General features: G+C 43.5%; 27 protein-coding genes and 1 pseudogene. 17 read left to right on the forward strand and 11 right to left on the reverse strand.

Annotated elements, in window-relative coordinates; genetic code table 11:
- Positions 1–5: 5 nt before the first annotated feature.
- The 8 genes from B853_RS01030 (at position 6) to B853_RS01065 (ending at position 8,241) form a co-directional block, all read left to right on the forward strand.
- Entirely contained in the window at positions 6–875 is an 870-nt protein-coding gene (locus tag B853_RS01030; RefSeq protein ID WP_038886685.1) for a Gfo/Idh/MocA family oxidoreductase, read from the forward strand.
- A gap of 236 nt (positions 876–1,111) precedes the next feature.
- Positions 1,112–1,828 (forward strand): glycosyltransferase family protein, encoded by a 717-nt coding sequence (locus B853_RS01035; protein WP_249027386.1) that lies wholly within the window; start codon positions 1,112–1,114, stop codon positions 1,826–1,828.
- 8 nt (positions 1,829–1,836) lie between these two features.
- Entirely contained in the window at positions 1,837–2,778 is a 942-nt protein-coding gene (locus B853_RS01040; protein WP_038885375.1) for a glycosyltransferase family protein, read from the forward strand.
- Positions 2,693–3,865: a glycosyltransferase family 4 protein gene (locus B853_RS01045; RefSeq protein ID WP_227741917.1), complete on the forward strand. Its 1,173-nt coding sequence runs from the start codon at positions 2,693–2,695 to the stop codon at positions 3,863–3,865. Before B853_RS01040 ends, B853_RS01045 begins: the two co-directional genes overlap by 86 nt.
- A complete protein-coding gene (locus tag B853_RS01050) occupies positions 3,865–4,461 on the forward strand; it encodes a sugar transferase (protein WP_038885373.1) in 597 nt (198 codons plus the stop codon). The genes B853_RS01045 and B853_RS01050 overlap by 1 nt, the downstream gene beginning before the upstream one ends.
- Positions 4,454–5,074, forward strand: coding sequence for an acetyltransferase (locus B853_RS01055; protein ID WP_010445246.1), 621 nt, complete (start codon positions 4,454–4,456; stop codon positions 5,072–5,074). The genes B853_RS01050 and B853_RS01055 overlap by 8 nt, the downstream gene beginning before the upstream one ends.
- A 28-nt stretch (positions 5,075–5,102) precedes the next feature.
- Positions 5,103–6,278 carry a DegT/DnrJ/EryC1/StrS family aminotransferase gene (locus B853_RS01060; protein WP_010445248.1) on the forward strand — a complete coding sequence of 392 codons (1,176 nt, stop codon included), beginning with the start codon at positions 5,103–5,105 and terminating at the stop codon, positions 6,276–6,278.
- A gap of 52 nt (positions 6,279–6,330) precedes the next feature.
- A complete protein-coding gene (locus B853_RS01065; protein WP_038885372.1) occupies positions 6,331–8,241 on the forward strand; it encodes a polysaccharide biosynthesis protein in 1,911 nt (636 codons plus the stop codon).
- Between the two features lie 115 nt (positions 8,242–8,356).
- On the opposite strand, the gene tpiA is transcribed toward B853_RS01065, so the two are convergent.
- The gene (gene tpiA / locus B853_RS01070; RefSeq protein ID WP_010445251.1) at positions 8,357–9,127 is read right to left on the reverse strand and encodes a triose-phosphate isomerase; all 771 of its coding nucleotides are present in this window, start codon (positions 9,125–9,127) and stop codon (positions 8,357–8,359) included.
- Between the two features lie 260 nt (positions 9,128–9,387).
- Here tpiA and B853_RS01075 point away from each other — a divergent pair, with 260 nt between their 5' ends.
- The 3 genes from B853_RS01075 (at position 9,388) to B853_RS01085 (ending at position 10,740) form a co-directional block, all read left to right on the forward strand.
- Positions 9,388–9,735: a 5-carboxymethyl-2-hydroxymuconate Delta-isomerase gene (locus B853_RS01075; RefSeq protein WP_010445253.1), complete on the forward strand. Its 348-nt coding sequence runs from the start codon at positions 9,388–9,390 to the stop codon at positions 9,733–9,735.
- 62 nt (positions 9,736–9,797) lie between these two features.
- Positions 9,798–10,220 carry a DUF805 domain-containing protein gene (locus tag B853_RS01080; protein WP_038885378.1) on the forward strand — a complete coding sequence of 141 codons (423 nt, stop codon included), beginning with the start codon at positions 9,798–9,800 and terminating at the stop codon, positions 10,218–10,220.
- A 253-nt stretch (positions 10,221–10,473) separates the two neighbouring features.
- Positions 10,474–10,740, forward strand: a complete 267-nt coding sequence (locus B853_RS01085) for a GIY-YIG nuclease family protein (protein ID WP_346243144.1) — start codon at positions 10,474–10,476, stop codon at positions 10,738–10,740.
- Here the strand turns inward: B853_RS01085 and B853_RS01090 are convergent.
- The 3 genes from B853_RS01090 to glpX form a co-directional block, all read right to left on the reverse strand.
- Positions 10,734–11,078 carry a DUF3135 domain-containing protein gene (locus tag B853_RS01090; protein ID WP_038885368.1) on the reverse strand — a complete coding sequence of 115 codons (345 nt, stop codon included), beginning with the start codon at positions 11,076–11,078 and terminating at the stop codon, positions 10,734–10,736. The genes B853_RS01085 and B853_RS01090 overlap by 7 nt on opposite strands.
- Before the next feature lie 137 nt (positions 11,079–11,215).
- Entirely contained in the window at positions 11,216–11,830 is a 615-nt protein-coding gene (locus tag B853_RS01095; protein WP_010445258.1) for a helix-turn-helix transcriptional regulator, read from the reverse strand.
- A 302-nt stretch (positions 11,831–12,132) separates the two neighbouring features.
- Positions 12,133–13,140 carry a class II fructose-bisphosphatase gene (glpX, locus tag B853_RS01100; protein ID WP_038885367.1) on the reverse strand — a complete coding sequence of 336 codons (1,008 nt, stop codon included), beginning with the start codon at positions 13,138–13,140 and terminating at the stop codon, positions 12,133–12,135.
- A gap of 334 nt (positions 13,141–13,474) precedes the next feature.
- On the opposite strand from glpX, the gene zapB reads away from it, so the two are divergent.
- A complete protein-coding gene (gene zapB, locus B853_RS01105) occupies positions 13,475–13,717 on the forward strand; it encodes a cell division protein ZapB (protein ID WP_010445262.1) in 243 nt (80 codons plus the stop codon).
- A 63-nt stretch (positions 13,718–13,780) separates the two neighbouring features.
- On the opposite strand, the gene rraA is transcribed toward zapB, so the two are convergent.
- From rraA to priA, 7 genes and pseudogenes are all read right to left on the reverse strand, one after another.
- Positions 13,781–14,305 (reverse strand): ribonuclease E activity regulator RraA, encoded by a 525-nt coding sequence (rraA, locus tag B853_RS01110; protein WP_010445263.1) that lies wholly within the window; start codon positions 14,303–14,305, stop codon positions 13,781–13,783.
- A gap of 75 nt (positions 14,306–14,380) precedes the next feature.
- Complete coding sequence (locus B853_RS01115) at positions 14,381–15,298, reverse strand: 1,4-dihydroxy-2-naphthoate polyprenyltransferase (protein WP_010445265.1); 918 nt, start codon at positions 15,296–15,298, stop codon at positions 14,381–14,383.
- Between the two features lie 312 nt (positions 15,299–15,610).
- On the reverse strand, positions 15,611–16,942 hold the full coding sequence (gene hslU, locus B853_RS01120; protein WP_010445268.1) for an ATP-dependent protease ATPase subunit HslU: 1,332 nt from the start codon (positions 16,940–16,942) through the stop codon (positions 15,611–15,613).
- Positions 16,943–16,971: 29 nt separating this feature from the next.
- Positions 16,972–17,523, reverse strand: coding sequence for an ATP-dependent protease subunit HslV (hslV, locus tag B853_RS01125; RefSeq protein WP_009698878.1), 552 nt, complete (start codon positions 17,521–17,523; stop codon positions 16,972–16,974).
- Between the two features lie 202 nt (positions 17,524–17,725).
- A pseudogene (ftsN, locus tag B853_RS01130) lies at positions 17,726–18,273 on the reverse strand (cell division protein FtsN).
- 136 nt (positions 18,274–18,409) lie between these two features.
- The gene (gene cytR, locus B853_RS01135) at positions 18,410–19,417 is read right to left on the reverse strand and encodes a DNA-binding transcriptional regulator CytR (RefSeq protein ID WP_038885365.1); all 1,008 of its coding nucleotides are present in this window, start codon (positions 19,415–19,417) and stop codon (positions 18,410–18,412) included.
- Positions 19,418–19,621: 204 nt separating this feature from the next.
- Entirely contained in the window at positions 19,622–21,823 is a 2,202-nt protein-coding gene (gene priA / locus B853_RS01140) for a primosomal protein N' (protein WP_038885364.1), read from the reverse strand.
- Positions 21,824–22,120: 297 nt separating this feature from the next.
- Between priA and rpmE the strand changes: the two genes are divergently transcribed.
- The 5 genes from rpmE (at position 22,121) to rplW (ending at position 24,671) form a co-directional block, all read left to right on the forward strand.
- Positions 22,121–22,339: a 50S ribosomal protein L31 gene (rpmE, locus tag B853_RS01150; protein WP_010445294.1), complete on the forward strand. Its 219-nt coding sequence runs from the start codon at positions 22,121–22,123 to the stop codon at positions 22,337–22,339.
- A 457-nt stretch (positions 22,340–22,796) separates the two neighbouring features.
- Positions 22,797–23,108, forward strand: coding sequence for a 30S ribosomal protein S10 (gene rpsJ, locus B853_RS01155; RefSeq protein ID WP_004410492.1), 312 nt, complete (start codon positions 22,797–22,799; stop codon positions 23,106–23,108).
- A 14-nt stretch (positions 23,109–23,122) separates the two neighbouring features.
- Positions 23,123–23,752: a 50S ribosomal protein L3 gene (gene rplC / locus B853_RS01160; protein WP_005435072.1), complete on the forward strand. Its 630-nt coding sequence runs from the start codon at positions 23,123–23,125 to the stop codon at positions 23,750–23,752.
- 17 nt (positions 23,753–23,769) lie between these two features.
- Positions 23,770–24,372, forward strand: coding sequence for a 50S ribosomal protein L4 (rplD, locus tag B853_RS01165; RefSeq protein WP_005435074.1), 603 nt, complete (start codon positions 23,770–23,772; stop codon positions 24,370–24,372).
- On the forward strand, positions 24,369–24,671 hold the full coding sequence (gene rplW, locus B853_RS01170) for a 50S ribosomal protein L23 (RefSeq protein WP_004398471.1): 303 nt from the start codon (positions 24,369–24,371) through the stop codon (positions 24,669–24,671). The genes rplD and rplW overlap by 4 nt, the downstream gene beginning before the upstream one ends.
- Positions 24,672–24,680: the final 9 nt, after the last annotated feature.

The raw sequence follows: 24,680 nt of genomic DNA on the forward strand, positions 1-24,680 counted from the left end.
AAAATATGAAAGCTATTATTTTGGGTGATGGCTGGGTTGCTAACGCTAGGCATAAACCAGCTTTAGATAAATTAAGTATCTCTTATGATACTTATGACATAAGAACTGATGATGATTTTTGCAACAGTGGATATGATTTTGCTGTTGTCTCCGTTCCTCCAATGTCAAGATTGCACGCAGTCAAAAAGTGCCTAGAAAAGGGGATAGTTAGATTATACCTAGAAAAACCCTTAGCACATACAATAGAAGATGCAGAAGAAATTATCAAACTAATAGGTGATTACAATGCAGAAGCATACTGTTTGCACAACTTTGCATTTTCTGAAGTCGGTAAATACCTTCTGAGTCTTGATAGAAAAGATATCAAGTTTTCGATCTTTACTCAGGTGAATAGAGAAGATAGAAAATTACCAAAATGGATAGATGAGTTACCTTTCGGTATAGGATTAGATGAGTTTCCTCACTTTGGTTATTTATCTAGAACCTTATATGTAGACAAAGGATTAAACTCTGATAATGTGATATTTATTGAGGATGACAAAACATTTAATAATAAGTGGGAAATTACTATATCCCACCAGCAAGGTTGGACAGTGTGCAACTTATGGACTGATTCATATTATACAGATGAAGCGGTTGGCCAAACACCATATTGGCAGTATAAGGAAGTGCTTAAAAGATGTTTGTATGAACTTAGATCGTTAGTCAAAGTATCAATAAATAGAGTGATTCTAAAGAAAAGCAATGACTTTGGCACTAATACTATGTGGGAGAAGTTGCTTAGTAATACCCTCTCTCAGAAAGAAAAAGAAGTTGTAAGTTTAGATATGGGGCTCAAAATACTACAAGATTATTACAAGGTAAGAGCAAAGTGAAGGTCGTAATTTGTCACACGAATAAAGGTGGAGCATATCGTGTTGCTAAATTCTATGCTGAATGTTTAGAATCAGAGTTTTTGATAAATCCAAGCTCAATTCAAATATTTAAGTTGTGTTTTAACAAAAAAATAGACACAGTATTTTTTCATAATATTGCATTGGCTTTTAAGTATTGCCTTATTTTTAGATTGTTTAATCATAATGTTAAAGTTTTTAATGTCGAGCATTTCGTCATGTCGCAAATGCTAAAACATGAAGTTAAAACTAAGCTTAGAAGATTCTATTTTTTTTTCAGATTATATATAACAAAGATATTGAATGTAAAAACGATATGCTTGGATGATTATTGCAAAAAAAATAGAAAGAAATTTATTAAAGGTGATTCAATTGTAATATATAACCCATTACTCAACGGTGTTTCTCAGTGTGAAGGGATGCCCAAGCGTAGTAACCATAACTATGACTTAGTGTGGTCTGGCGGGTTGAGCTATCAAAAGAAATGGCCTGAAGTACTTGATGTTCTTGCTAAACTAGCTAAAAGTGGCAAGAAAGTTGCCATCGCTTCTTATGACCAACCTAATGAGAGAGATAGGTTAGCGATAGAAACTGCAAATATTGATTTCTTTTATTCGCATCCTGATTGGACATCTCTATCTGAGAACTATCTGTTTTCTAGTAATTATGAAGGTTATCCGCTCGTGTTGATTGAAGCCATGCAAGCTAATATGAATATTATTGCTTGGTGTAATAAGGCTTGTAGCTATCAAATATTAAAATATTATAGAAACTTCAAATATTATCCAGGCAAGTTAAGTCTTGAGAACCTCGATCTTTCTTCACTTAATTTTTCTACAACGAGTGGAAAAACGTTTCCTAATGTCGACATATTAAAGCGGCATAATTTAGAAGAGGTAGCTAGGAGAATCAACGAAGTTGTTGATAAGAGCTAAGTAATACAATGATAGATGTGTGTTTTGTTAAAACAGGCCGAGCATTTTTGCCTGAAATTTATGCGTATAGAGCGTACCTTCATAAAAAAGGTATCACTACCTGTATCGCAGATGATTTGAAACAGGCAAAACAAATACACTGTAAAGTTTACTATCGCTTCGGAGGTTTCCTTACACAAAGAGTTGCAAACGACTCTCTTGAAGTTCATGAGTATCATACGATAAGCACCGGGCGATTTGTTTCTTTAAAAAATATCGTGAAATCGTTTTTTAGCGCAAAACCTGACTACCTTTCGTTTCTCAATTCTTATGTGGAAAGTACTTACTTCTTTTCTTCGGGGATCCCTACTTTTTATAGAGATATGGGAGCGGAGTCCTCTCTTTTAGATATTAGAAAGTTATCAGATAAAAAAGATTACGATATTTGCTACTTTGGTTCGATAAGTAATCGAGAAGGGGTTTCGGACGCGATACTTCATCTAGCAAGTAAAGGATACCAACTTGTTGTTGGTGGTAACGCCAGTGAACAGGATCAAGAGCTATTTGCTAAGCATGATGTGCACTATTTAGGGGTTTGTAGTCGAGAGGTGGTTTATGATTGCTTGTCTAGGTCCCGTTTTGGTTTGAACATCGTTCCTGATGAATATCCATTAAATAGGCAAACCGCGACAAAAGTTATCGAGTATTTGGTTGCTGGGATTCCAGTTATATCGAACAACTATCAGTGGATTCGCGAGCATTCAATGTCAACCGGATACGATTTTCTCGATCTTGATTCTGCTATTGAATTAAATAACGTTGAGCTTGGTAGATTTATTTTGAATGAGGCTCAAGCTAAGCGATTCACGTGGGACTCTATTCTTGATGAATGCGGTTTCTACAAAATCATTAAGGAACTTATCGAACGTTATGAAAGTACTTCAAGTTGCCACCGTAGCAACCACGATTAACGCATTTTTATTGCCCTTCGCGAGAGAATTTCGCGATCTTGGTTGGCAAGTCGATGCGGCTGCAGAGGGAATCGAGCAGTTTCCTGATGTACAAAATGCTCATGACAAATACTATGAAATTGGTTTTTGCAGAAACCCTTTCAAAGTTCGCGCGTTAATTCAATCATTGGTTGAAATTCGGAATCTTTTAAAGCGAGAGCGCTATGACGTTGTGCATGTCCATACACCAATAGCATCATTCTTAACGCGCATTGCATCGATAGGGGTCGGTAACACGAAGCTTTTCTACACGGCTCATGGCTTTCACTATGTGAAAGGAAATCCTTTTTGGAAGAATGCGATTTATTATTTGGCAGAAAAATGTGCTGGTTTACTAACCGATCATTTATTTGTGATTAATGAGGAAGACTACCGTTTCGCTACCGAAAAGCACATCGCGTCCAAAGTCAGTAAAATTGATGGTATCGGCGTTGACATGGAATACTTTACTTTCTCTGTTGAAGACCGAAAGGTTTTACGAGATGAACTTGGTATTCAGGATGGAGAAGTAATGCTGCTCCATGTTGCTGAGTTGATACCAAGAAAACACCATAGTGTCATGTTTGAAGCATTGGCTAAGATGAAAAAGACTGAGGCGCTCGGCAATGTAAAGTATGTGGTCGTCGGAAGTGGTCCTTTGTTGACCGAGCTGGAGCAACTTAGTCGTCAATTGAAGCTGAATGAGCATATTTTGTTCTTGGGATATAGAACGGATGTAAAACGTCTTTTATCGGCTTCTGATGTATTGGTGCTAAGTTCAAAACAAGAAGGTTTACCTCGATGTGTTATGGAGGCGATGAGCGTTGGAAAGCCTGTAATTGCATCGAATATAAGAGGAAACAGTGACTTACTACAGAGTGGGGCAGGCATTCTTGTTGAGCTTAATGATGTTGAGGGGTGGCAAGTCGCTATCCAAGAGCTTGTGGATAATGAGTCTCTTAGAGAAACTATGGGCAAAGTCGGACAAGATTTGATTTGCTCTCGCTTTGAAGAATCTAAGGTTATTGATCAAGTGAAAGGTGTTTACATGAATGAGGCGATAAGGTGATGAAAAGGTTATTCGATCTAATTGCATCGTCAGCGGCTTTAATTTTGCTCTCACCAATAATTATTTTGCTCTTTATAAAGGTGCGCAAGAACCTAGGCACCCCGGCTATTTTTTCCCAGACTCGGCCTGGTCTGAATGGGAAGCCATTTCGAATGTTCAAGTTTCGGAGCATGCGAGATGCTTTTGATGAAGAAGGTAATCCACTACCAGACGCTGAGCGAATAACAGACTTTGGGCTTAAGTTAAGAAATTCGAGCTTGGATGAACTGCCAGAGTTGTGGAATGTGTTAAAAGGGGATATGAGCTTAGTTGGTCCGAGGCCACTGCTGATGGATTATTTGCCCTTGTATAATGCTGAACAAGCTCGCCGGCATGAGGTTCGTCCTGGTATTACTGGGTGGGCTCAAATCAACGGAAGAAATGCGATCAGCTGGGGTGAGAAGTTCAAACTTGATGTTTGGTATGTGGATAACAGATCTCTGTGGCTTGACTTGAAAGTACTTTTCCTAACAGTGAAGAAAGTGCTGGTTAAGGATGGAATTTCCGCTGAAGGACATGTCACTGTCGAGCCATTCAAAGGAAACCATGATGACTAAGATTGCGATTCTCGGTGCAAGTGGGCATGGCAAAGTTGTTGCGGAAGTTGCTGAGTTAAATGGTTATGAGAACATCGTTTTTTTCGATGATCGTTTTCCTGTGTTGAATCAACTAGAACATTGGAACGTTGTTGGTACTACTGAAGATTTATTGAAGGATGTATCAAAATTTGATGCGGTTGTTGTGGCTATCGGAAATAACGAAGTGAGATTGATTAAACAGAATCATTTGGTGGCGATGGGTGCGACACTTGTTACCTTAATACACCCTTCTGCTGTGATTAGTCGTTATGCAAAAATAGGTATTGGTACGGTGGTAATGGCGAATAGTGTTGTGAATGCTTTCTCTTATATTGGAGATGCGAATATCATTAACACAGGAGCAACCGTGGATCATGACTGTATTCTTGCTAACGGTGTTCATGTTTCACCTGGCGTGAACCTTGCAGGTGGGGTTCAAGTCGGCGAGGGCTCATGGTTAGGCATTGGATGCAAGGTCAAACAACTTATTGCTGTTGGGCGAGGTGTTGTTGTCGGCGCCGGATCGGTGGTTGTTTCAGATATCACTGACTTCGAAACGGTCGTAGGAAATCCAGCTAAACCACTCCTTTAATATCATTACATAAAATCTAGGTGTTTCAGTGTTAAATACGTCTTTTTCTCCATGGCCTTCATTCTCACAAGAAGAAGCCGATGCTGTCAGTTCAACCTTGCTCTCCAACAAAGTCAATTACTGGACGGGTGATGAATGCCGTCAATTCGAAAAGGAGTTTGCTCTATGGGCAGACTGCCAATATGCAGTTGCATTGGCAAATGGCACTCTTGCTCTCGATTTAGCATTAAAGGCGTTAGATATTGGTGTCGGAGATGAGGTCATTACAACTCCGCGTACTTTTTTAGCGACAGCGTCATCGATTGTTACGAGCGGCGCGTCTCCTGTTTTTGCTGATGTTGACGTCAATAGCCAAGCAATAACTGCAGAGTCGATTAGTGCAGTTTTAACCGACAAAACGAAAGCTGTAATTGTAGTCCACTTGGCGGGAATGCCAGCTGAGATGGATGCGATTATGGCACTGTCAGAGCAACATGGTTTCTATGTCATTGAAGACTGTGCCCAAGCACACGGTGCAAAGTATAAAGGTCGAAGTGTCGGTTCAATTGGCCATGTCGGTGCATGGTCTTTTTGTCAGGATAAGATCATGACGACTGGCGGTGAAGGTGGCATGGTGACGACGAATGATAAGAGCCTTTGGTCCAAAATGTGGGCGTATAAAGATCACGGCAAAAGTTACGATGCCGTTTATAACCGAGAGCACCCCGCTGGCTTTCGTTGGCTGCACGAGAGCTTCGGCACGAACTGGAGAATGACTGAGATTCAAGCCGTGATTGGGCGTATTCAGCTGACGAGGATGCCAGACTGGAGCGAGCGACGACAGAGTAACGCCAAACGAATTGATGATGTAGCAAGTTTATTTAACGTTGTTCGTGTCGTGAATGTGCCTAGCTACATGATTCATGCGGAATACAAACATTACCTTTTTGTTCAACCTCAAAACTTGGCCAAAGGTTGGAGCCGAGACCGTATAGTTAACGAAATGAATAGTAAAGGAGTGCCAGTATATCAAGGGAGTTGTTCGGAAGTTTATTTAGAGAAAGCGTTTGACGGAACCTCTTGGCGACCTAATAAGCGCTTGGAAAATGCAAAAGAGCTTGGCGAGACCAGCTTGATGTTTTTAGTTCATCCTACTTTAAATGAAGCAGAGTTAGATACAACGGTTGCAGTGTTAAAAGAAGTACTTATGAAAGCACAAAAATAAGCGACTTGTAACGCATGTATTCAATTGATTTTGCTTTGAAAATAACTAACTCATGATAAATCGACTATTAAATTTTTCTCGCCCGACGAAAAGGTTGATCAGTGTTGCTGCTGACAGTACTTTTATATTTGTTGCTTATTGGGCGGCTTTTTATACACGAATGAGTGAGGTGAGAGATTTCTCGCCAACAAAAGAGCATTGGTACGTTTTAGCTGGCTTAATTTTATTTACTGTAGTTGTATTTATTCGCAGTGGACTATATCGAGCCATTCTTCGCTATATGAGCGCGAATGCGGTTATAGTTGTCAGTGTTTCCTCAACCATTTCAGCCCTTACTTTGGTTTTACTCGCTTATTATTTTCAAGCGTTTTTGCCTCGATCCGTTCCGATTATCTACTTAACTTACCTGATAGCGCTTTCTGGTGGATCTCGAATGGTGATGCGCAGCTATATTGGGCGAACAAATGTGAGTGGCCGAGAAAAGGTTATTGTTTATGGGGCTGGTGCAGCTGGAAGGCAGTTAGTTAATTTAATTAAACAAGGTAGTGAATACAAAGCTGTGGCTTTGATGGATGATAATCGCACTCTGCATAAAAGTATTGTACAAGGGCTGACTGTTTATCCACGTAACCAACTCTCGTGTCTACAAGGTAAGTACGGAGTTCGAAAGGTTCTTTTAGCAATACCATCTGCAACACGCTCAGAAAGAAGAGAGATAATTGAGTATTTAGCTGAGCAGCAATGTGAAGTTCTTACTATTCCTAACTTAGATGATCTGTTAAATGGCTCTTTTGCCATCGACCAGTTAAAAGAGGTCTCTGTTGATGATCTACTAGGGCGTGACCCAGTGGTTCCCAATCAAGAGCTTTTACGTGCGAATATTGCAGGGCTAACGGTTTTGGTAACTGGGGCGGGAGGATCTATCGGTTCTGAGTTGTGTCGTCAAATCGTCCAACAATCTCCGAGTCGGTTAGTTTTATTCGAACGTTCTGAGTTTGCCCTATATAACATAGAACAGGAACTCCGCCCGGAAGCCATAAAACATGGTATTGAATTGGTGCCAATCCTCGGAAATGTTCAAACATATAGTCGATTGGTGGAGGTGTTCAAATCATTTAATGTTAATACGGTTTACCATGCTGCAGCGTACAAACATGTCCCTTTAGTTGAGTACAATGTAGCCGAAGGGATTCTGAATAACGTTCACGGAACCTATCAAACAGCATTGGCAGCGATACAGTGCGGTGTAGACTCGTTTGTTTTGATTTCTACGGATAAAGCTGTTCGTCCCACTAATGTAATGGGGACAACAAAACGGCTTGCAGAGCTGGGTCTACAAGCTTTATCTCAACAAGCAGCATCAAAAGCGGAACAATGTACTCGATTTTGTATGGTTCGATTTGGCAATGTTCTTGGTTCATCTGGGTCAGTCATCCCACTATTTAAAAAGCAGATAGAAAATGGAGGGCCTGTTACGGTAACTCACCCGGATATTACCCGCTATTTTATGACAATTCCCGAAGCTGCTCAGTTAGTTATACAAGCTGGATCTATGGGAGAGGGGGGAGATGTTTTCGTTCTTGATATGGGGCATCCTGTAAAAATCAGCCAGCTTGCGGAAAATTTGATTCACTTGAGTGGTAGAGATGTTCGAAGTCGAGATAATCCAGAAGGTGATATTGAAATTTTATATACTGGCTTGAGGCCTGGTGAAAAGCTCTATGAGGAACTGCTGATAGGGGACAATGTGAAACCTACAGCACACTCAAGAATTATGTCCGCTAGTGAGATGTCGATAACGGTCAATGAATTTGACGAGATATTAGAGAAGCTTGTTCTCTCCTGTGAGCGTGGGGATTTAAAAGAGGTTTGGGATGCCCTGTTGATGACCCCGACAGGTTTTGCTCCCTCTGATAGTTTGTCTGATGTTGCATGGATAGCAAGAACTCGTCTAGTTAGCTAGTATCAAGATCACAAGACTATAGCTCCAACTCAATTTTACATATGAATTACATTGTAATTTGAACATAAAAAAACCGACGCAGATGGCGTCGGTTTTTTATATCTTATCGGAACAATTAAGCTTTAGCTGCTGCCGCTGCTTTAGCGATTGCTGCGAAGCTCTTAGCGTCTAGAGAAGCACCACCAACTAGAGCACCGTCGATGTCTGGTTGTGAGAAGTAAGCTTCTGCGTTTTCTGGCTTAACAGAACCGCCGTATTGGATGATAACTTGTGCTGCAACTGCTTCGTCTTTCGCTGCGATTAGTGCGCGGATAGAAGCGTGGATGCGTTGTGCATCTTCAGCTGTTGCTGCTTTACCTGTACCGATAGCCCAGATTGGTTCGTAAGCGATGATCGCGCCGTTTAGAGCTTCAACACCGTAAGTGTCGATAACTGCGTTGATTTGACGTGCACAAACTGCTTCAGTTTCGCCAGCTTCGTTTTGAGCTTCAGATTCACCGATACAGAAAACAGGAGTTAGACCGTTTTCTTTTAGGAAGTTGAACTTCTTCGCGATGAACTCGTCAGATTCGTTGTGGTATTCACGACGCTCTGAGTGACCGATGATGATGTGAGATGCACCGAAGTCTTTCAGCATTTCTGGAGACATATCGCCAGTGAATGCACCGCTGTTGTTTAGGTCAGTGTTTTGTGCACCAAGGATGATCTTGTTACCGCCTTCTGCGATTACACGCTCAGCAAGGTCGATGTAAAGTGCTGGTGGAGCTACTGCTACGTCAACACCTTCAACGCCTTCAAGCTCAGCATTAAGACCAGTTAGCAGCTCAGTTACCATTGCTTTGCTACCGTTTAGTTTCCAGTTACCCATCACTACAGGACGACGCATAGGAATATCTCCATATTTATTTCAATTAATGTAAAAAATCTACGTAGGAATATAACAGAATAATGTGAACAGATCATGATTGGCGTCATGTCTTATTCGGCTTTCTTCATCTGGTCGGTGCTGCATTAGTTCTGTTATTTTTGTCAAAAGCAATCGATTGGTGATCGCGTAGACAGAATGATAGTTCATTCCTCGGAAAATGCTGCCTAGATTGGTATTACTGTGGGCTAAAAGTTAGCCGTAACAAGAAAGGAATCAAAATGCCAAACTTAGTTTTAGAATATTCCAACTCGGTGGATGAGCGAGTGAATGTTCAGGGGTTATTGGAAGATCTACATAAAGTCACGCTTGATAGCGGATTATTTGAGTTAGCATCTGTGAAATCTCGAGCTTTACGCTGCCACAACTGGCTCGTAGGAGAAGAGGGCGATAGTGTCGATTTCATTCATATCAACTTTGATTTGCTGGCTGGTAGAAGTGCCGAGCAAAAACGTGAGCTCTCAAGAGCGTTGATGGTCGTTTTACAAGAGCAAGCGAGTCATGTGCGCAGTTTGACGGTGAATGTTCGAGATATGGATATTGATTGCTTCCAGAAGGTGGTAAATTAACCTCACTAGTTTTATTTGATGCGGCTAAATCTGGTCGCGTTTTCAATATGTTGAGTGTGTCGATGTCGATTAAAGAGTTATTGTTTTCTTTCCAAGGGCGTATAGGTCGTAAAACGTATTGGGTGTGGAATATTATTTATTACATCCTGATTCTTGGGTTTGGCGCTGGCATCAGTAAGCTATTCCCGGCGTTTTCTTACATCTTATTGCCAGTGTTTTTAATGATTCTGCTGATCCCTGATTTGGCGATTACAACGAAACGTTGGCATGATCGCGATAAATCTATCTATTGGTTGGCGTTAAACATTCCTTTGATTATTGGACGAGTCGCAACGCCAATGACCAACCCTGCAGCGCAAGAAGCTTCAACACCACAAATGCTAATTGCTTCGATATCATTGATCTGTGGTTTGTGGATCCTTGTCGAGTGTGGTTTCTTGAAAGGTACCTCTGGCCAGAACAAATACGGACCTGAGCCGGAGTAAGAGCCTTAGGTATCGTACTCGTTGAACGTAGATTCTTAGTCTCGCTGAGGCTCGCTAGAATGACTGATTCCTCTTATTTAATAGAAAGTTAAATTAACCGTCATTCTGAACAGCGAGGAACGAGCGTGATTCAGAATCTACTCACCGAGTGCTCCGAATTTGGAGTAAACAGACCGATCTAGTGAATTACAGTGGAAAAGTAACCGTAGATCATTAAGGAGAAAGAGCTATCGACAAGGTACCTTGTGTCTATATCCTAACTTCAAACAACAACGTTGTTCTCTACATTGGTGTTACCAGTCAGTTGCCGCAAAGAATATGGCAGCATAAAAACGGCATAGTAGAAGGTTTTACCAAGAAATATAATGTGCACAAGCTCGTCTACTTTGAGTTGTTTGAAGACATATCGATTGCAATTAGTCGTGAAAAACAACTGAAGCAATGGAAGCGAGAGTGGAAGTTAGAATTAGTGAGAGAATCTAACCCTAACTTTCTCGATATATCCAGTAGTGTTCAGTAAAAATCACTTCGGCCTTTAAATGCGATTAGCTCAACCACATCTGCCTTTTGCGATGGCTCACCATCTCCCTCTAGTGCCTCTCTAAACTTCACCATTTGCTTCTGTAGCTCGTTCATCAGAACGACGTTGGTATGATTGGGGTTCTTACAATTATCAATCACACGATCAATATGGCTTTGCTGAGCCCATAGTCGGTCTTGCATCTGATTCGACGCAGAATTGATCATTTCTTTTGCCATATCATGACGAAATTGTTCAAACGCTTCTGGATCTTTCTCCGCCATTCTCACCATTTCGTCGAAGGGCGGTAAGTGCTGAGTCTTAACTGTATTTGGCATAACTTTACTTCCAATTCCATCTGGAACATTTTTAATGATAGTAAAGTAAGCGTAATTCAGTTCTGGCTATTGTTAGTGGGAACGTTTAGATGGTCTCAGTTTTAAGACAGGTTGTGTTTGAGGTGTATTGAGTTCATTTACTGGTAGATGCGATATACACAACGTCGTTGACCACTGATGATGTGTTCGGTTCGTTCTATGGTGGTATTGTCACCCAGTAGAGATTGAAAGACATTGAGTTCAGATGAGCACAAACTCGGGCAACGAGTGGCTGCTTTGCAGATAGGGCAATGGTTTTCAATAAGAATAAAGCCGTGTTCATCTTGTTCAAGCTCCGCCATATACCCTTCTTGTTCACGAAGAGACACTAGCGTTCTAAGCTTGCTTTCTAGTGAATCACATTGTTCGATGTGCTGTTGATAGTTCTGCTGGGTAAGCTTTTCTCGCTCTGAGGTCACTTTGTCGAGGCCGTCTTTGCCAAAAATGTGTTCAACCGCTTCGATAAACTGAATGGTGAGCTCGCCATGTCGGTCAGCAAATTGCTCGTGACCTTTTTGTGTCAAAGACCAATGGCGAGTTGGGCGACCAACTTTCACTTTCATATCATACGTTGACAGGATCCCGTCATCTTCCAAGCCTTGCAGATGCTGACGCGCACCCATGGTCGTCATACCCAGCTCAGAAGAGAGTTGTTTTGCTGTGACAGATCCGTCACGCTTAACGATTTGCAAAATCCTATCTACGGTCTTCATATACCCACCTTTATACATCCGTACATATTATGCGCGATAGGGTTAGTAAAGAAAAGTGTTGACTTAATTTGAGTGGGGATTTGTCGGACCTATGTTCATGCGAACAAATATATATCGTCACTCTGAACAACGAGGAACGAGTGTGATTCAGAATCTATTATCCGTTGATTCTGTGGTCTGGGGTAGGAGTAAAGGTTAAGAGCTTGCTGGAACTAGATTCTTAGTCTTGCTGAGGCTCGCTAGAATGACTTACAAGGAAAGAAAGGCTCCAACTCAGAGTGAGTGGGAGCCTCGAACAATGCTTAAAGAATAATATCTCGCACTTCAGGATCTTTACGCTCTAAGTAGTGCGTAGATTTGATACGGCGGATAGTGCGACAGCGGCCGCGGATCAATAGAGTTTCTGTCGTTGCGATGTTGCCTTGGCGAGAGATGCCTTCTAGTAGGTCACCCTTAGTGATGCCTGTTGCTGAGAACACAACGTTGTCGCTGCGCGCCATGTCCTCCATTTTTAGAATGACATTGGCTTTAACACCCATTTCTTCACAGCGCTGAAGCTCTGCTGCGCCGTAGATGCGGTTTTCTTCCGTATCACCTTTTACTTCGTGGCGAGGAAGAAGGCGACCGTGCATGTCACCGTCTAGCGCGCGGATAACCGCAGCTGATACGACGCCTTCTGGCGCACCACCGATGCAGTACATTACGTCTACTTCGCTGTCTGGCATACACGTTAAGATAGAAGCGGCTACATCACCATCTGGCACTGCGAATACGCGAACACCCATTGCTTGCATCTCTGCGATCACGTCATCGTGACGAGGTTTAGCAAGAGTAATGACAACAAGAGTATCAAGAGACTTGTTCAGTGCTTTAGCAACGTTTTCTAGGTTTTCTTTGAGTGGCTTGCCAAGGTCGATAACGCCTTTTGCGCTAGGGCCTACAACTAATTTCTCCATGTACATGTCAGGCGCTTTCAAGAAGCTGCCTTTCTCGCCCGCAGCTAATACAGCAAGTGCGTTCGATTGGCCCATCGCTGTCATGCGGGTGCCTTCGATTGGGTCTACTGCGATATCCACTTCATCGCCACCACAACCAACTTGTTCTCCGATGTAGAGCATTGGTGCATCATCGATCTCACCTTCACCAATAACGATTTCACCGCTGATGTCTGTTTTATTCAGTAGGGTGCGCATTACCTCAACAGCCGCACCGTCGGCTGCATTTTTGTCGCCACGGCCTAGCCATTTGTAACCAGCTAGTGCTGCACCTTCAGTAACACGGGAAAATGCCATTGCTAAATCGCGTTTCATGATGTCTCCAAGTAACAGGGGAAGAAGAATTTGCGCGGCGATTCTATCACACCACAAAGTAAACGTTTGCCTTTTTGCTGAGCTTTAACTCTATCTAAGTTGAATTTGATCAATGTAGAGTGACTTTTAGCGCTCATCATGGGCAATAAAGAGGAGCAAAAATGCTTCGTAGATAAGAAAAGTCAAGGTTTAGTGAGATTGCGTTGATTTTTTAACCGAATGATGCGAAAGATCGAATATAGTAAGTGTTTCTGAACGCTACGCTGAGTAGAATGAAGCTATATTAGATGAACGATGACGATTCATCCCAACCGAATAATCAAGGTAGGCCCAGATGTCTTTTGAAGTACTAGAAAAACTAGAAGCGAAAATTCAAACTGCAGTTGACACAATCACTCTTCTTCAAATGGAAGTTGAAGAGCTGAAAGAAGACAAAGCAAAGCTTGAAACTGAAGCGACTGAGCTTCGTTCACAACGTGAAGAACTTGAGCAAAAATCTCAGCAGGCTCAACAAGAGCACGCACAATGGCAAGAGCGCATTCGTGCACTACTTGGCAAGATGGACGAAGTGGAATAATCCACTCTGTATCCAGATTCAAAAACACCCGCCATGTGCGGGTGTTTGTGTATTTGAGGCTGGCTAACTTAACTCTTGTTCTTCGTCATCCGCATCTAGTTCAAGATCAATGTTGAGCGGCTCTGGTGAAAGAATGATGCCAGTGCTGTCTGCGTAGATGTAATCTTCTGGTAGGAAGCTGACTCCGCCAAAGTTCACTGGTACGTCAATTTCACCGATACCTTGGTTAGCTGCACCAACAGGAATAGAGGCTAGTGCTTGAATGCCTAGATTCATGTCTTCAAGCTCATCCACTTCGCGGACACACCCGTAAACGACAATCCCTTCCCACTCATTCTCTTCGGCTAGTGTTGCGATTTCTGCATCGATTAATGCTCTGCGTAGAGAGCCGCCACCATCAATCAACAATACTCGCCCGATACCATCTTGCTCTAACGTTTCGCGGATCAGAGTGTTGTCTTCAAAACACTTAATCGTTGTCACTTGTCCTGCGAAGGATGCGCGACCACCAAAGTTACTGAACATCGGTTCAACCACATCTACCTGATCAAGATAGATATCACAGAGTGCTGAGGTATTGTATTCCATAGCGTGCCTTTCTAAACAGAAACTGTTGTCTTTGAGTATATAGAGGCATTAAGTCAATGCAATGACATTCCTTTTTTAACTCACGAGAGTTTGAGCTACCACAATTGTTGCAAACAAAACGTTAGTTACCAGAGAGCATTTGACGACAACGGGCATCATCGGTGCAATTTGTGCTGGTTGCTGCGTTTGCCATACTGCTCTACCGTGCTGCGCGACTACATACACACTGACAAGAAATGGCAGGCTGATCCAAACTGGCTTGCCTTGAATCAGTAAATAGCTTGCAAAAGCTACGAGGGCAGAGCCAAGCAAAATAAAGTGGTATTGCTTCGCTTTACGTTGGCCAAGTCGAACCGCCATGGTGCGTTTGCCGCATTCACTGTCGTTTTCAATATCGCGCATGTTGTTGATGTTCAGTACCGCAACCGCTAGCAGGCCACAACCTAACGCTGGTAGGAAAAGTGTGGCATCCACATGACCAGTGTGAAGGAAGTACGTCCCCGAGACCCCAAGTAAACCAAAGAATAAGAATACTGAGAGATCCCCCAAGCCAACATAGCCGTATGGCTTGCTGCCCATGGTGTAAGCAATTGCCGCTAGGATGGCAAGAATACCTAACCCGATAAAAGTAAGGATACTTTCAAAAGAGCTTAGGGCATAAAACACCAAAGTTAAGCCTGCAATAGCAGTCAGGATGATGTTGAAGATGATCGCTTTCTTCATTTGGTCTGCGGTTACTGCACCAGACTGCATCGCGCGCTGAGGACCTAAGCGATTGTCGTTATCTGTGCCTTGCACAGCATCACCATAATCGTTCGCTAGGTTAGACAAAATTTGCAGTAGCGTGGCAGTGACAAATGCCATGATAGCGATCGTCAGAGAAAAGTGCCCCGCAGAATACGCGAGTACGCTCCCAGTAAGAATCGATACCAGTGCCAGTGGTAATGTTTTTGGACGAGCGGCTTCAAGCCAGATCTGTAAAGATTGTTTCATGGATATTTCGTGCTAGTAACCAATGTGCCCAGTATAAGCACAAAGCGCCCGTTACGCTATTGACCTGACGCAACTCAATTAAGAGTCAAAGGGTTACGGAGAAGGAACACAGTTTCCATATTTGAGGGAATAAAATAGCGCTCTTTCTTGGAAAGAGAAGGGGACGGCGAATGTTGTTATTAGATCCTTAGTCTCGCTTGAGCTCGCTAGGATGATGAACTCTTTTGGTCTAGAGCTCGCTAAAGTAACGGTCATTCAGAACGAAAAAGCCCAGAAACAAGGTTCTGGGCTTTGAACTCTATAGAGTGCTAGTTAAAGAATGAAGCGACTTAGATCTTCATCTTCAATCGTATCGCCTAGGCGGTCTTTCACGTATGCCGCGTTGATGACGAATTTCTCACCGGCTTTTTCCGTCGCATCGTAAGAAATCTCATCCATCAGACGTTCCATCACAGTGTGTAGACGGCGAGCACCAATGTTCTCAGTGGTTTCGTTTACTGTCCATGCCGCTTCCGCGATTTGCGTGATGCCATCTTCAGTGAACTCGACGTCCACGTCTTCTGTCTTCATTAGTGCAATGTATTGCTCAGTTAGAGACGCTTTCGGTTCAGTTAGGATGCGTTTGAAATCGTTGCTAGTTAGCGCTTCAAGCTCAACACGAATAGGTAGACGACCTTGTAGCTCTGGGATTAAATCAGAAGGTTTTGCCACTTGGAATGCACCTGAAGCAACAAACAGGATATGATCTGTTTTCACCATACCGTGCTTGGTTGATACTGTGCTACCTTCGATCAGAGGTAGTAGATCACGTTGAACACCTTCACGAGACACGTCAGGGCCAGAGCTCTCACCGCGCTTACAAATCTTATCGATTTCGTCGATAAATACGATGCCGTTGTTCTCTACGTTGAAGATCGCAGATTCTTTCAGTTCTTCTTGGTTTACCAGTTTCGCCGCTTCTTCTTCCGCCAACGCTTTCATTGCGTCTTTGATTTTCAGCTTACGCTTTTTCTTGGTGTCACCAGCTAGGTTTTGGAACATGCCCTGCAGTTGGTTGGTCATCTCTTCCATACCTGGAGGAGCCATGATTTCCACACCCATTTGTGGCGCAGCTACGTCGATTTCGATCTCTTTATCGTCTAACTTACCTTCACGGAGTTTTTTACGGAAAATTTGACGAGTGTTTGAGCTGTCTTCAGTTTGTTCAGCTTGACCCCAAGCATCACGAGCTGGTGGCAGTAGGGCGTCAAGAATACGCTCTTCAGCCAGCTCCTCTGCACGGAACTTAACTTTTTCCATTGCTTGCTGGTGGGTCATCTTTACGGCAACATCTGTTAGGTCGCGGATAATGGTTTCCACTTCTTTACCCACGTAGCCAACTTCGGTGAACTTGGTCGCTTCTACTTTGATAAACGGCGCGTTAGCCAGTTTTGCAAGACGACGAGCAATCTCAGTTTTACCCACACCAGTTGGACCAATCATTAGGATGTTTTTTGGTGTTACTTCTACACGCAAGCTTTCTTCAAGTTGCATGCGACGCCAGCGGTTACGCAGTGCAATCGCAACCGAACGTTTTGCTTTGTCTTGACCAATGATGTGGCGGTTCAGTTCATGAACGATTTCGCGAGGAGTCATTTCAGACATATTCTTTCCTTACTTCGTTACGATTACGCTTAAGCCGTAGGCTTAGGAAGTTCTGCTGTAGATTCTAGTTCTTCTACAGTGTGATGATGGTTGGTGAATACACAGATGTCGCCTGCAATGTTCAATGCTTTTTCTGCGATTTCGCGAGCATCTAGGTCTGTGTTTTCTAATAGTGCAGTGGCTGCCGCTTGTGCGTATGCACCACCTGAGCCAATCGCGATCAAGTCATTTTCTGGCTGAACCACATCACCATTACCTGTGATGATCAGTGAAGCGGTTTCATCGGCTACAGCCAGCAGCGCTTCTAGTTTTCGAAGAGCTCGGTCGCTACGCCAATCTTTAGCTAGTTCAACGGCTGCTTTAGTTAGGTGGCCTTGATGCATTTGCAACTTACTTTCAAAACGCTCGAATAGAGTGAAAGCATCGGCAGTACCACCGGCAAAACCTGCAAGTACTTGATTGTTGTACAGGCGACGGACTTTACGTGCATTGCCTTTCATTACCGTATTGCCTAATGATACTTGGCCATCACCCGCGATGACGACTTTGTTGTTTCGACGTACAGATACAATAGTAGTCACAGTCGACCTCTTAATTATTTCTCTTTGGATTTAATCATTATATGGGGGGGGAAGGGATTCGGGATTCAAGGGGAAGTCGTTTTTCCTTTGTAGACATTATGATTTGTCGTTTTGAACGAGGAAGAGAGCGAGTAGGGACCTCGGTAAAAGAAAAGACCAACTGATCTCTCAGTTGGTCTTTAGATTTAATGTTTAGTCAGACTTATAAAGTTTCTTTCCAAATTGCGCAGGGCTCGATCTTCGCTCGTTGCAACTTGTGGCGATCCTTTTCAGCATCACGTTTGAATTTGTACGGTCCTAGTACGACACGGTACCAAGAGCTGCCTTCTTTCTTGCGTATTTGGCTAGAGATTCCTTGGAAAGCGATCGCTAGCTTGCGGTCTTCCGCTTGAGCCTGAGTCTTATACGCCCCGCATTGCATTATGTAAGGGATCTTTGAGACTTCAATTTCTTTCGCGACAACTTCGACTTCACGGCTAGGTAAAGACTCGACATATTCCCACTTTTCCTCAGGAGGAGGTGGAAGTTCTTTCTTTGGTTTCGGCTTGCTTGTCTTCACCGGCTCTTGTTTCGCTACTGGCTTTTCTGGCTCAGGATCGGTACTGAGTAGGTATAAGCCATAGCCAAAGCCCCCCCCACAAGCAAGACAGCTAGTAGGCCACTACGCCAAGGTTTTTTTCGTGATGGTTGTTTCTTGGTTGATTTTTTCGGCGTGCCACGACCACGTCGTACATAATCTCTATTTGCCACGGTAACTTCAGGTCATCAAGGATTCTGACAGTATGGTAATCCAGAACGAGGAGAGAAAACACCCTGACAATGTAATCTTGTTAGCTACGTGCAGGAAACTGGCCACTTTAGCGATGCTAGAGTGGCTAGTTAGTTATCAGCGTAATGGTGGTGGAGCAGCACTACCTCGAACAACAAGCTTGGTCTCAAGTAAGCGAGAGCCGGAGTGTACATCATGACCTTTTAACAGCTCTAGCATCATTAGCATGGCTTGGCGGCCGATCTCATAACGAGGTTGAGAGATGGTAGTTAACGGTGGATCGCAGTACTGAGCAAATTGGATATCGTCAAACCCAACAATTGAGATGTCTTGTGGAACTCTCAATCCTAGGCGTTTTGCTTCTTGGATCGCACCAATAGCCATGGTGTCACAATGACAGAATATAGCGGTAGGTGGCTCTGGTAGTTCGAGTAATTTACGGATTGCTTGTGCACCGCCTTCAAAGGTGAAGTCAGTAACGATACTGTATTGTGCTTCTTTAGTAATGCCCGCACGACGTAACGCCTGTTGGTAACCCTGCTGACGGAATTGGCATAGTGCAGCACTCTCTGGACCAGAGATTTGAGCGATACGCTTATGGCCTAATTGAGTTAGGTAGTTCACAGCTTCAAAAGCAGAGGTTAGGTTATCAATGTGTACGGTTGGCAGTTCTAGCTCAGGAGCAAACTCACAAGCCATCACCATAGGCGGTAAGTTTTTCTGTTCTGGCTTGCTGACATCGAATGGTAAATCGGTGCCTAGCAGTAGCATGCCATCAGCTTGTTTGGTAAAGACGAGGTTTACAAATGAGCTTTCTCGTTTTTTCTGTTGACCACTGTCGCCCAGTAGGACTAGGTAGCCATGTTCCATTGCTGCATCTTCGATACCACGAATGATTTCAGAAAAGTACGGATCGCAGATGTCGGGAACTATAGTGACAATGGTTTTTGATTCATTTCTACGTAAGTTGCGTGCTAATGAATTCGGTGAGTAGCCAGCTTCAAGCACAGCATCTTCTACTCTTTTTCGTGTCGATGATGATACTTTTTCCGGATTCATCAGAGCTCGCGACACGGTTGCGGTAGAGACTCCAGCAAGCTGGGCAACATCCTTCATTGTCGCCATAGTTTATACCCTCTCAATTGATTGCCAGATGACGTTTGTCATTGTTCTAATATCAGCCTATGTGATTGATCCACTTTAGACTTTGCTAATTTGGATAGTCTATTCATTTCTAAAGTGAAAGTTACGGCCTGATTAACAAAAATTGCAATGCGATTGTGATTTTCATCACATAAGACGGTAATTCATTACATAGTTAAACGTTTGCTAGCTGAGATCTTGTGGTTCTATGTCTAAATTCCAGCGCACTTTCTTGGCATTTGGCAACAACTCAATAGCAGGTTTCGCACTGGTTAATAACTTTTGCATCAATGAGCGATGCTGGGTTTGTAGTAATAATTGCCATCGATACTTACCCGCACGTTTTGCTAACGGTGATGGCGTCGGCCCCAATACCATGCAGGAATCATCGAATAGTGGGTGTGATTCAAGGGTAAAACGCACTTGGCGTAAAAAGTCTTCAACCACTTCGCTTTGGTTCGCTTCTGCTTTAAATAAGGTCAAGAAGCTATATGGTGGCAGTTGGGCGAGTTTACGCTCTTCCAATGCGGTCATGGCAAAGTGTCGGTAGTCTTTTTGCAGCAGCGCCTGTAGCAAACTATGTTCTGGATGGTGGGTTTGCAGTATCACTTCTCCCGGCTTACTTGCTCGACCAGCGCGCCCGGCGACCTGAATGAATAACTGTGCTAAACGCTCTGATGCTCGGAAGTCACTACTATATAAAGAGCCATCCACATCTAGCAGCGCAACAAGTGTCACGTTAGGGAAGTGGTGGCCTTTTGCTAGCATTTGAGTGCCGATTAAAATTTGGTATTCGCCTTTACGAATCGACTCGAGCGCATCCTCTAGGCTGCCTTTGCGGCGAGTGCTATCTCTATCAATACGAATGGCTTTGTATTCGGGAAATAGATCTGTCAATTGTAACTCGAGCTGTTCCGTGCCTACGCCCACAGTCACTAACTGTGTCGAGCCACACCCTTGGCATTGATGAATCACAGGTTGCTGTGAGCCGCAGTGATGACAGCGAATCTCATTGCTGTATTGATGGAAGGTGTAGTAAGCATCACAACGTTTACATTCCGCAATCCAGCCACATTCATGGCACATCAATGCTGGTGAAAAGCCTCGGCGGTTTAAGAACAACATGACTTGATTGCCTGCTTTTAGGTGTTTGCGCATTTCTGCAATCAAAGGCGCGGATAATCCACTATCTAAATAGAGGCCTTTTACATCGAGTACTTTATTCGTCGTTGGTACAGCAGAGCCAGCACGTTGAGTCAGAGTTAAATGATGATACTTACCAGTGAGTGCATTATGCAGTGTTTCTAATGCAGGCGTTGCTGAACCAAGCACAATAGGCACTTGCTCTTTATGTGCGCGCATAACCGCAACATCACGCGCGTGATAGCGCAGGCTATCTTGCTGTTTATAAGACGAGTCGTGCTCTTCATCGACGATAATAATGCCGAGATTGGCGAAAGGCGTTAGCAGGGCAGAGCGGGTACCAATAATGATGCCGGCGGCTTTGTCCCGTGCAGAAAGCCAAGCATTCAGCCGCTCGGTATCATTTAGCCCAGAATGGATCACATCAACGGGAACATTAAAGCGATGTTTAAAGCGGTTGATAGTTTGTGGTGTTAAACCTATCTCTGGCACCAAAACTAATGCTTGTTTACCTTGCTCAAGCACTGGCTTAATGAGGTTCAAGTAGACTTCGGTTTTACCTGAGCCGGTTACGCCCTCTAATAAATAGCAGGCAAAACCGGTTTGACTGTTTACGCTTGCAATAGCCAGCGCCTGTTCATGGTTGAGTTTTGGCTTCTCAACGTCGCACTCGACTTGTTGGCCCCACTTAGTGATTTTTGGCTTCTTCTCTATGCGTTCGACCCAGCCTTTCTCTTCTAAAGATTTAAGTACGCTAGACCCAATTTCATGATCAATAAACTCTTGATGCGGAACTGAGCCATTAACTAACATCTGCAAAGCACGCTGTTGTTTGACTGCGCGCCCTAAACCTTGCATCAGCTTATCTTTACCCGATGTAGTGATCTTCCACTCTTGCAGCGTAGCAAAGTCTGCAGGTTTACCTTTACGCAGTGCAGTGGGCATCGCGTTGTGTAATGTATCTCCGAGAGGGTATTGGTAAAACTGACTACACCAAGTAAGTAAGGAGTATAGTTTCTCTGGCCATAGAGGTTGGGCGTCTAAAACTGCTTTGATTGGTTTCAGTTGCTCTTTAGGAAAATCAGAATGGTTCACCATCGCAGTGACTATGCCGACAAGGGTCTGACGGCCGAAAGGAACAGACACCCTTCCTCCAATGAGCGGAAAGAGATGCCCGGGAATGATGTAATCAAACTGTTTGTCGAGTGGTACCGGTAGTGCCACTCTAGCGATGGATGGGCGCATAGAATCTTAACTATATAAAAGAGGGAAGAAGAGGGTATAGTCTATTAAAACCTTCGGTGGAATTCGAGTAATCCTCAAATAAGGTAAGAGAAAGTCCTCTATATATAAGTGCTGGTGAAAAAAGTGGCGAAAAAGTTGCCAAATGTGTTGATCCTAGCAAGGTGATTCATTACTATACTGCGCCTTGAGATATGGCTTCGGCAATTGGTCGATGCGGTATCGCATTTTTGATATTAATTACGTGTGGTGTGCGGCATAGATTCGTATAGCGACACGGCCTACTATTGAGGTTATCCCATGAAAGCTGGTATCCACCCAGAATACAAAGCAGTAACTGCTACTTGTTCTTGCGGCAACTCTTTTGAGTTTAAATCTACTCTAGCGAAGGAATCTATCCACCTAGACGTATGTGACAAGTGTCACCCATTCTACACTGGTAAGCAACGTATCGTTGATACAGGCGGCCGTGTTGATCGCTTCAACAAGCGTTTCGGTGCACTATCAAGCAAGAAGTAATAGCCAGCGCTATTATCATTCCTGTTTAAAAAAGGACGCTACGGCGTCCTTTTTGTTTATGGCGGCGGCAGAACTTTTGGATATTTCGAGTGGTTGGATTTTATTCGATTATTTTTCACTCAGCTCTTGCATCCTAAAGTGTGATCTGTATAATGCGTCGCACTGGTTAAGCCAGTTGTGAACCAATGAGCAATGAGGAGCGAGTAAATCCTAGTGATTTACGAGGTAATGTAGACTCAGCTTATGTTCGCGGTTAATACAATTAGCTATCTTTTCTTCGGAAAAACTATCCCCAGACGTGACTCTGGTATGTAGGGATAGTTAATCGAAAATTAACTGACAATGTGTCCTAATCTTGGACGCTACGGTTTCACATAAATCAATCGGCATTCTCTCGTCTTGACGAGTCTGAGTGGCGATATTGTTTGTGTAATTTTTAATATTGGAGCTCTGTCTCATGCAGAACCAACGTATCCGTATCCGCCTAAAAGCATTCGATTACAAACTAATCGACGCTTCTACAGCGGAAATCGTTGAAACAGCTAAGCGCACTGGCGCACAGGTTCGTGGTCCAATCCCACTGCCAACTCGTAAAGAGCGTTTCACAGTTCTTATCTCTCCACACGTTAACAAGAAAGCACGTGACCAGTACGAAATTCGTACTCACAAGCGTCTAATCGACATCGTTGAGCCAACAGACAAAACTGTTGATGCTCTAATGCGTCTAGACCTTGCTGCGGGCGTTGACGTTCAAATTAGCCTAGGTTAAGGGAGATTAGAAGAATGATTGGTCTAATCGGTCGTAAAGTGGGCATGACCCGCGTATTTACTGAAGACGGCGTTTCTATCCCAGTAACAGTTGTTGAAGTTGAAGCAAACCGTGTTTCTCAAGTTAAAACTCTTGAGACAGACGGCTACGCAGCAATTCAGGTAACTGCTGGTTCTAAGAAAGCTAACCGTGTAAACAAAGCTGAAGCAGGTCACTTTGCTAAAGCTGGCGTTGAAGCTGGTCGCGGTCTTTGGGAATTCCGTTTGGAAAACGGTGAAGAGTTCGCAGTTGGCGCTGAGCTAACAGTTGAACTATTCAACGAAACTAAGAAAGTAGACGTTACTGGTACATCTAAAGGTAAGGGCTTCCAAGGCGCTGTTAAGCGTTGGAACTTCCGTACTCAAGATATGACTCACGGTAACTCATTGTCTCACCGTGCACCGGGTTCAATTGGCCAATGTCAAACTCCAGGTCGCGTATTTAAAGGCAAGAAAATGGCAGGTCACATGGGTGCTGAGCGTGTAACGACTCAAAACCTAGAGATCGTACGTGTTGACGCTGAGCGCAATCTGCTTCTTATTAAAGGTGCAGTACCGGGCTCAACAGGTGGCAACGTGATCGTTAAACCAGCTGTTAAAGCATAACGTCTCAGGAGTAAGTAATGGAACTAATGGTTAAAGGTGCTGATGCACTAACTGTTTCCGAAACTACTTTCGGACGTGAGTTTAACGAAGCTCTTGTACACCAAGTAGTTGTTGCGTTTGCAGCAGGTGCTCGTCAAGGTACTCGTGCTCAAAAAACACGTTCAGAAGTTTCTGGCGGTGGCGCTAAGCCATGGCGTCAAAAAGGTACTGGCCGTGCGCGTGCTGGTACAATCCGTAGCCCAATCTGGCGTACAGGTGGTGTTACTTTTGCTGCGAAACCACAAGATCACAGCCAAAAAGTAAACAAAAAAATGTACCGCGGTGCTATGAAGAGCATTCTTTCTGAGCTAGTTCGTCAAGAGCGTCTAATCGTTGTTGATAACTTCTCAGTTGAAGCGCCAAAGACTAAAGAGCTAGTTGCTAAGCTTAAAGAGCTTGAGCTAACTGACGCTCTAATCGTGACTAGCGAAGTAGATGAGAATCTATTCCTAGCTGCTCGTAACCTATACAAAGTTGACGCACGTGACGTTGCTGGTATCGACCCAGTTTCACTAATCGCGTTCGACAAAGTTGTAATGACTGCTGAAGCAGTTAAGCAAGTTGAGGAGATGCTAGCATGATCACTGAAGAGCGTATCCTAAAAGTTCTACGTGCTCCGCACATCTCTGAAAAAGCAACTATGGCAGCTGAGAAAGCGAACACTATCGTTTTCAAAGTAGCTAAAGATGCAACTAAAAAAGAGATCAAAGCAGCTGTAGAAAAGCTTTTTGAAGTTGAAGTTAAGTCTGTAAATACTCTTATCACTAAGGGTAAGACCAAACGTCAAGGTCTACGCCAAGGTCGCCGCAGCGACGTTAAGAAAGCGTACGTTACTTTGAAAGAAGGTCAAGATCTTGACTTTGTTGGCGGCGCGGAATAACAGGAGTAG

Origin of the sequence: Vibrio rotiferianus CAIM 577 = LMG 21460, assembly GCF_002741985.1 — a bacterium.
GTDB classification, from domain to species: domain Bacteria; phylum Pseudomonadota; class Gammaproteobacteria; order Enterobacterales; family Vibrionaceae; genus Vibrio; species Vibrio rotiferianus.

Excerpts from the sequence above, each read along its gene's own strand:
- B853_RS01095 (WP_010445258.1), bottom strand. The coding sequence starts at position 11,830 with ATGAAGACCGTAGATAGGATTTTGCAAATCGTTAAGCGTGACGGATCT.
- rplC (WP_005435072.1), top strand. The coding sequence starts at position 23,123 with ATGATTGGTCTAATCGGTCGTAAAGTGGGCATGACCCGCGTATTTACT.
- glpX (WP_038885367.1), bottom strand. The coding sequence starts at position 13,140 with ATGAAACGCGATTTAGCAATGGCATTTTCCCGTGTTACTGAAGGTGCA.
- B853_RS01045 (WP_227741917.1), top strand. The coding sequence starts at position 2,693 with ATGAATGCGGTTTCTACAAAATCATTAAGGAACTTATCGAACGTTATG.
- B853_RS01115 (WP_010445265.1), bottom strand. The coding sequence starts at position 15,298 with ATGAAACAATCTTTACAGATCTGGCTTGAAGCCGCTCGTCCAAAAACA.
- hslU (WP_010445268.1), bottom strand. The coding sequence starts at position 16,942 with ATGTCTGAAATGACTCCTCGCGAAATCGTTCATGAACTGAACCGCCAC.
- B853_RS01075 (WP_010445253.1), top strand. The coding sequence starts at position 9,388 with ATGCCAAACTTAGTTTTAGAATATTCCAACTCGGTGGATGAGCGAGTG.
- zapB (WP_010445262.1), top strand. The coding sequence starts at position 13,475 with ATGTCTTTTGAAGTACTAGAAAAACTAGAAGCGAAAATTCAAACTGCA.
- rpsJ (WP_004410492.1), top strand. The coding sequence starts at position 22,797 with ATGCAGAACCAACGTATCCGTATCCGCCTAAAAGCATTCGATTACAAA.
- B853_RS01065 (WP_038885372.1), top strand. The coding sequence starts at position 6,331 with ATGATAAATCGACTATTAAATTTTTCTCGCCCGACGAAAAGGTTGATC.
- B853_RS01040 (WP_038885375.1), top strand. The coding sequence starts at position 1,837 with ATGATAGATGTGTGTTTTGTTAAAACAGGCCGAGCATTTTTGCCTGAA.
- B853_RS01090 (WP_038885368.1), bottom strand. The coding sequence starts at position 11,078 with ATGCCAAATACAGTTAAGACTCAGCACTTACCGCCCTTCGACGAAATG.
- rraA (WP_010445263.1), bottom strand. The coding sequence starts at position 14,305 with ATGGAATACAATACCTCAGCACTCTGTGATATCTATCTTGATCAGGTA.
- B853_RS01030 (WP_038886685.1), top strand. The coding sequence starts at position 6 with ATGAAAGCTATTATTTTGGGTGATGGCTGGGTTGCTAACGCTAGGCAT.
- B853_RS01050 (WP_038885373.1), top strand. The coding sequence starts at position 3,865 with ATGAAAAGGTTATTCGATCTAATTGCATCGTCAGCGGCTTTAATTTTG.
- B853_RS01055 (WP_010445246.1), top strand. The coding sequence starts at position 4,454 with ATGACTAAGATTGCGATTCTCGGTGCAAGTGGGCATGGCAAAGTTGTT.
- tpiA (WP_010445251.1), bottom strand. The coding sequence starts at position 9,127 with ATGCGTCGTCCTGTAGTGATGGGTAACTGGAAACTAAACGGTAGCAAA.
- B853_RS01035 (WP_249027386.1), top strand. The coding sequence starts at position 1,112 with ATGTCGCAAATGCTAAAACATGAAGTTAAAACTAAGCTTAGAAGATTC.
- rplW (WP_004398471.1), top strand. The coding sequence starts at position 24,369 with ATGATCACTGAAGAGCGTATCCTAAAAGTTCTACGTGCTCCGCACATC.
- cytR (WP_038885365.1), bottom strand. The coding sequence starts at position 19,417 with ATGGCGACAATGAAGGATGTTGCCCAGCTTGCTGGAGTCTCTACCGCA.
- rplD (WP_005435074.1), top strand. The coding sequence starts at position 23,770 with ATGGAACTAATGGTTAAAGGTGCTGATGCACTAACTGTTTCCGAAACT.
- B853_RS01080 (WP_038885378.1), top strand. The coding sequence starts at position 9,798 with ATGTCGATTAAAGAGTTATTGTTTTCTTTCCAAGGGCGTATAGGTCGT.
- priA (WP_038885364.1), bottom strand. The coding sequence starts at position 21,823 with ATGCGCCCATCCATCGCTAGAGTGGCACTACCGGTACCACTCGACAAA.
- rpmE (WP_010445294.1), top strand. The coding sequence starts at position 22,121 with ATGAAAGCTGGTATCCACCCAGAATACAAAGCAGTAACTGCTACTTGT.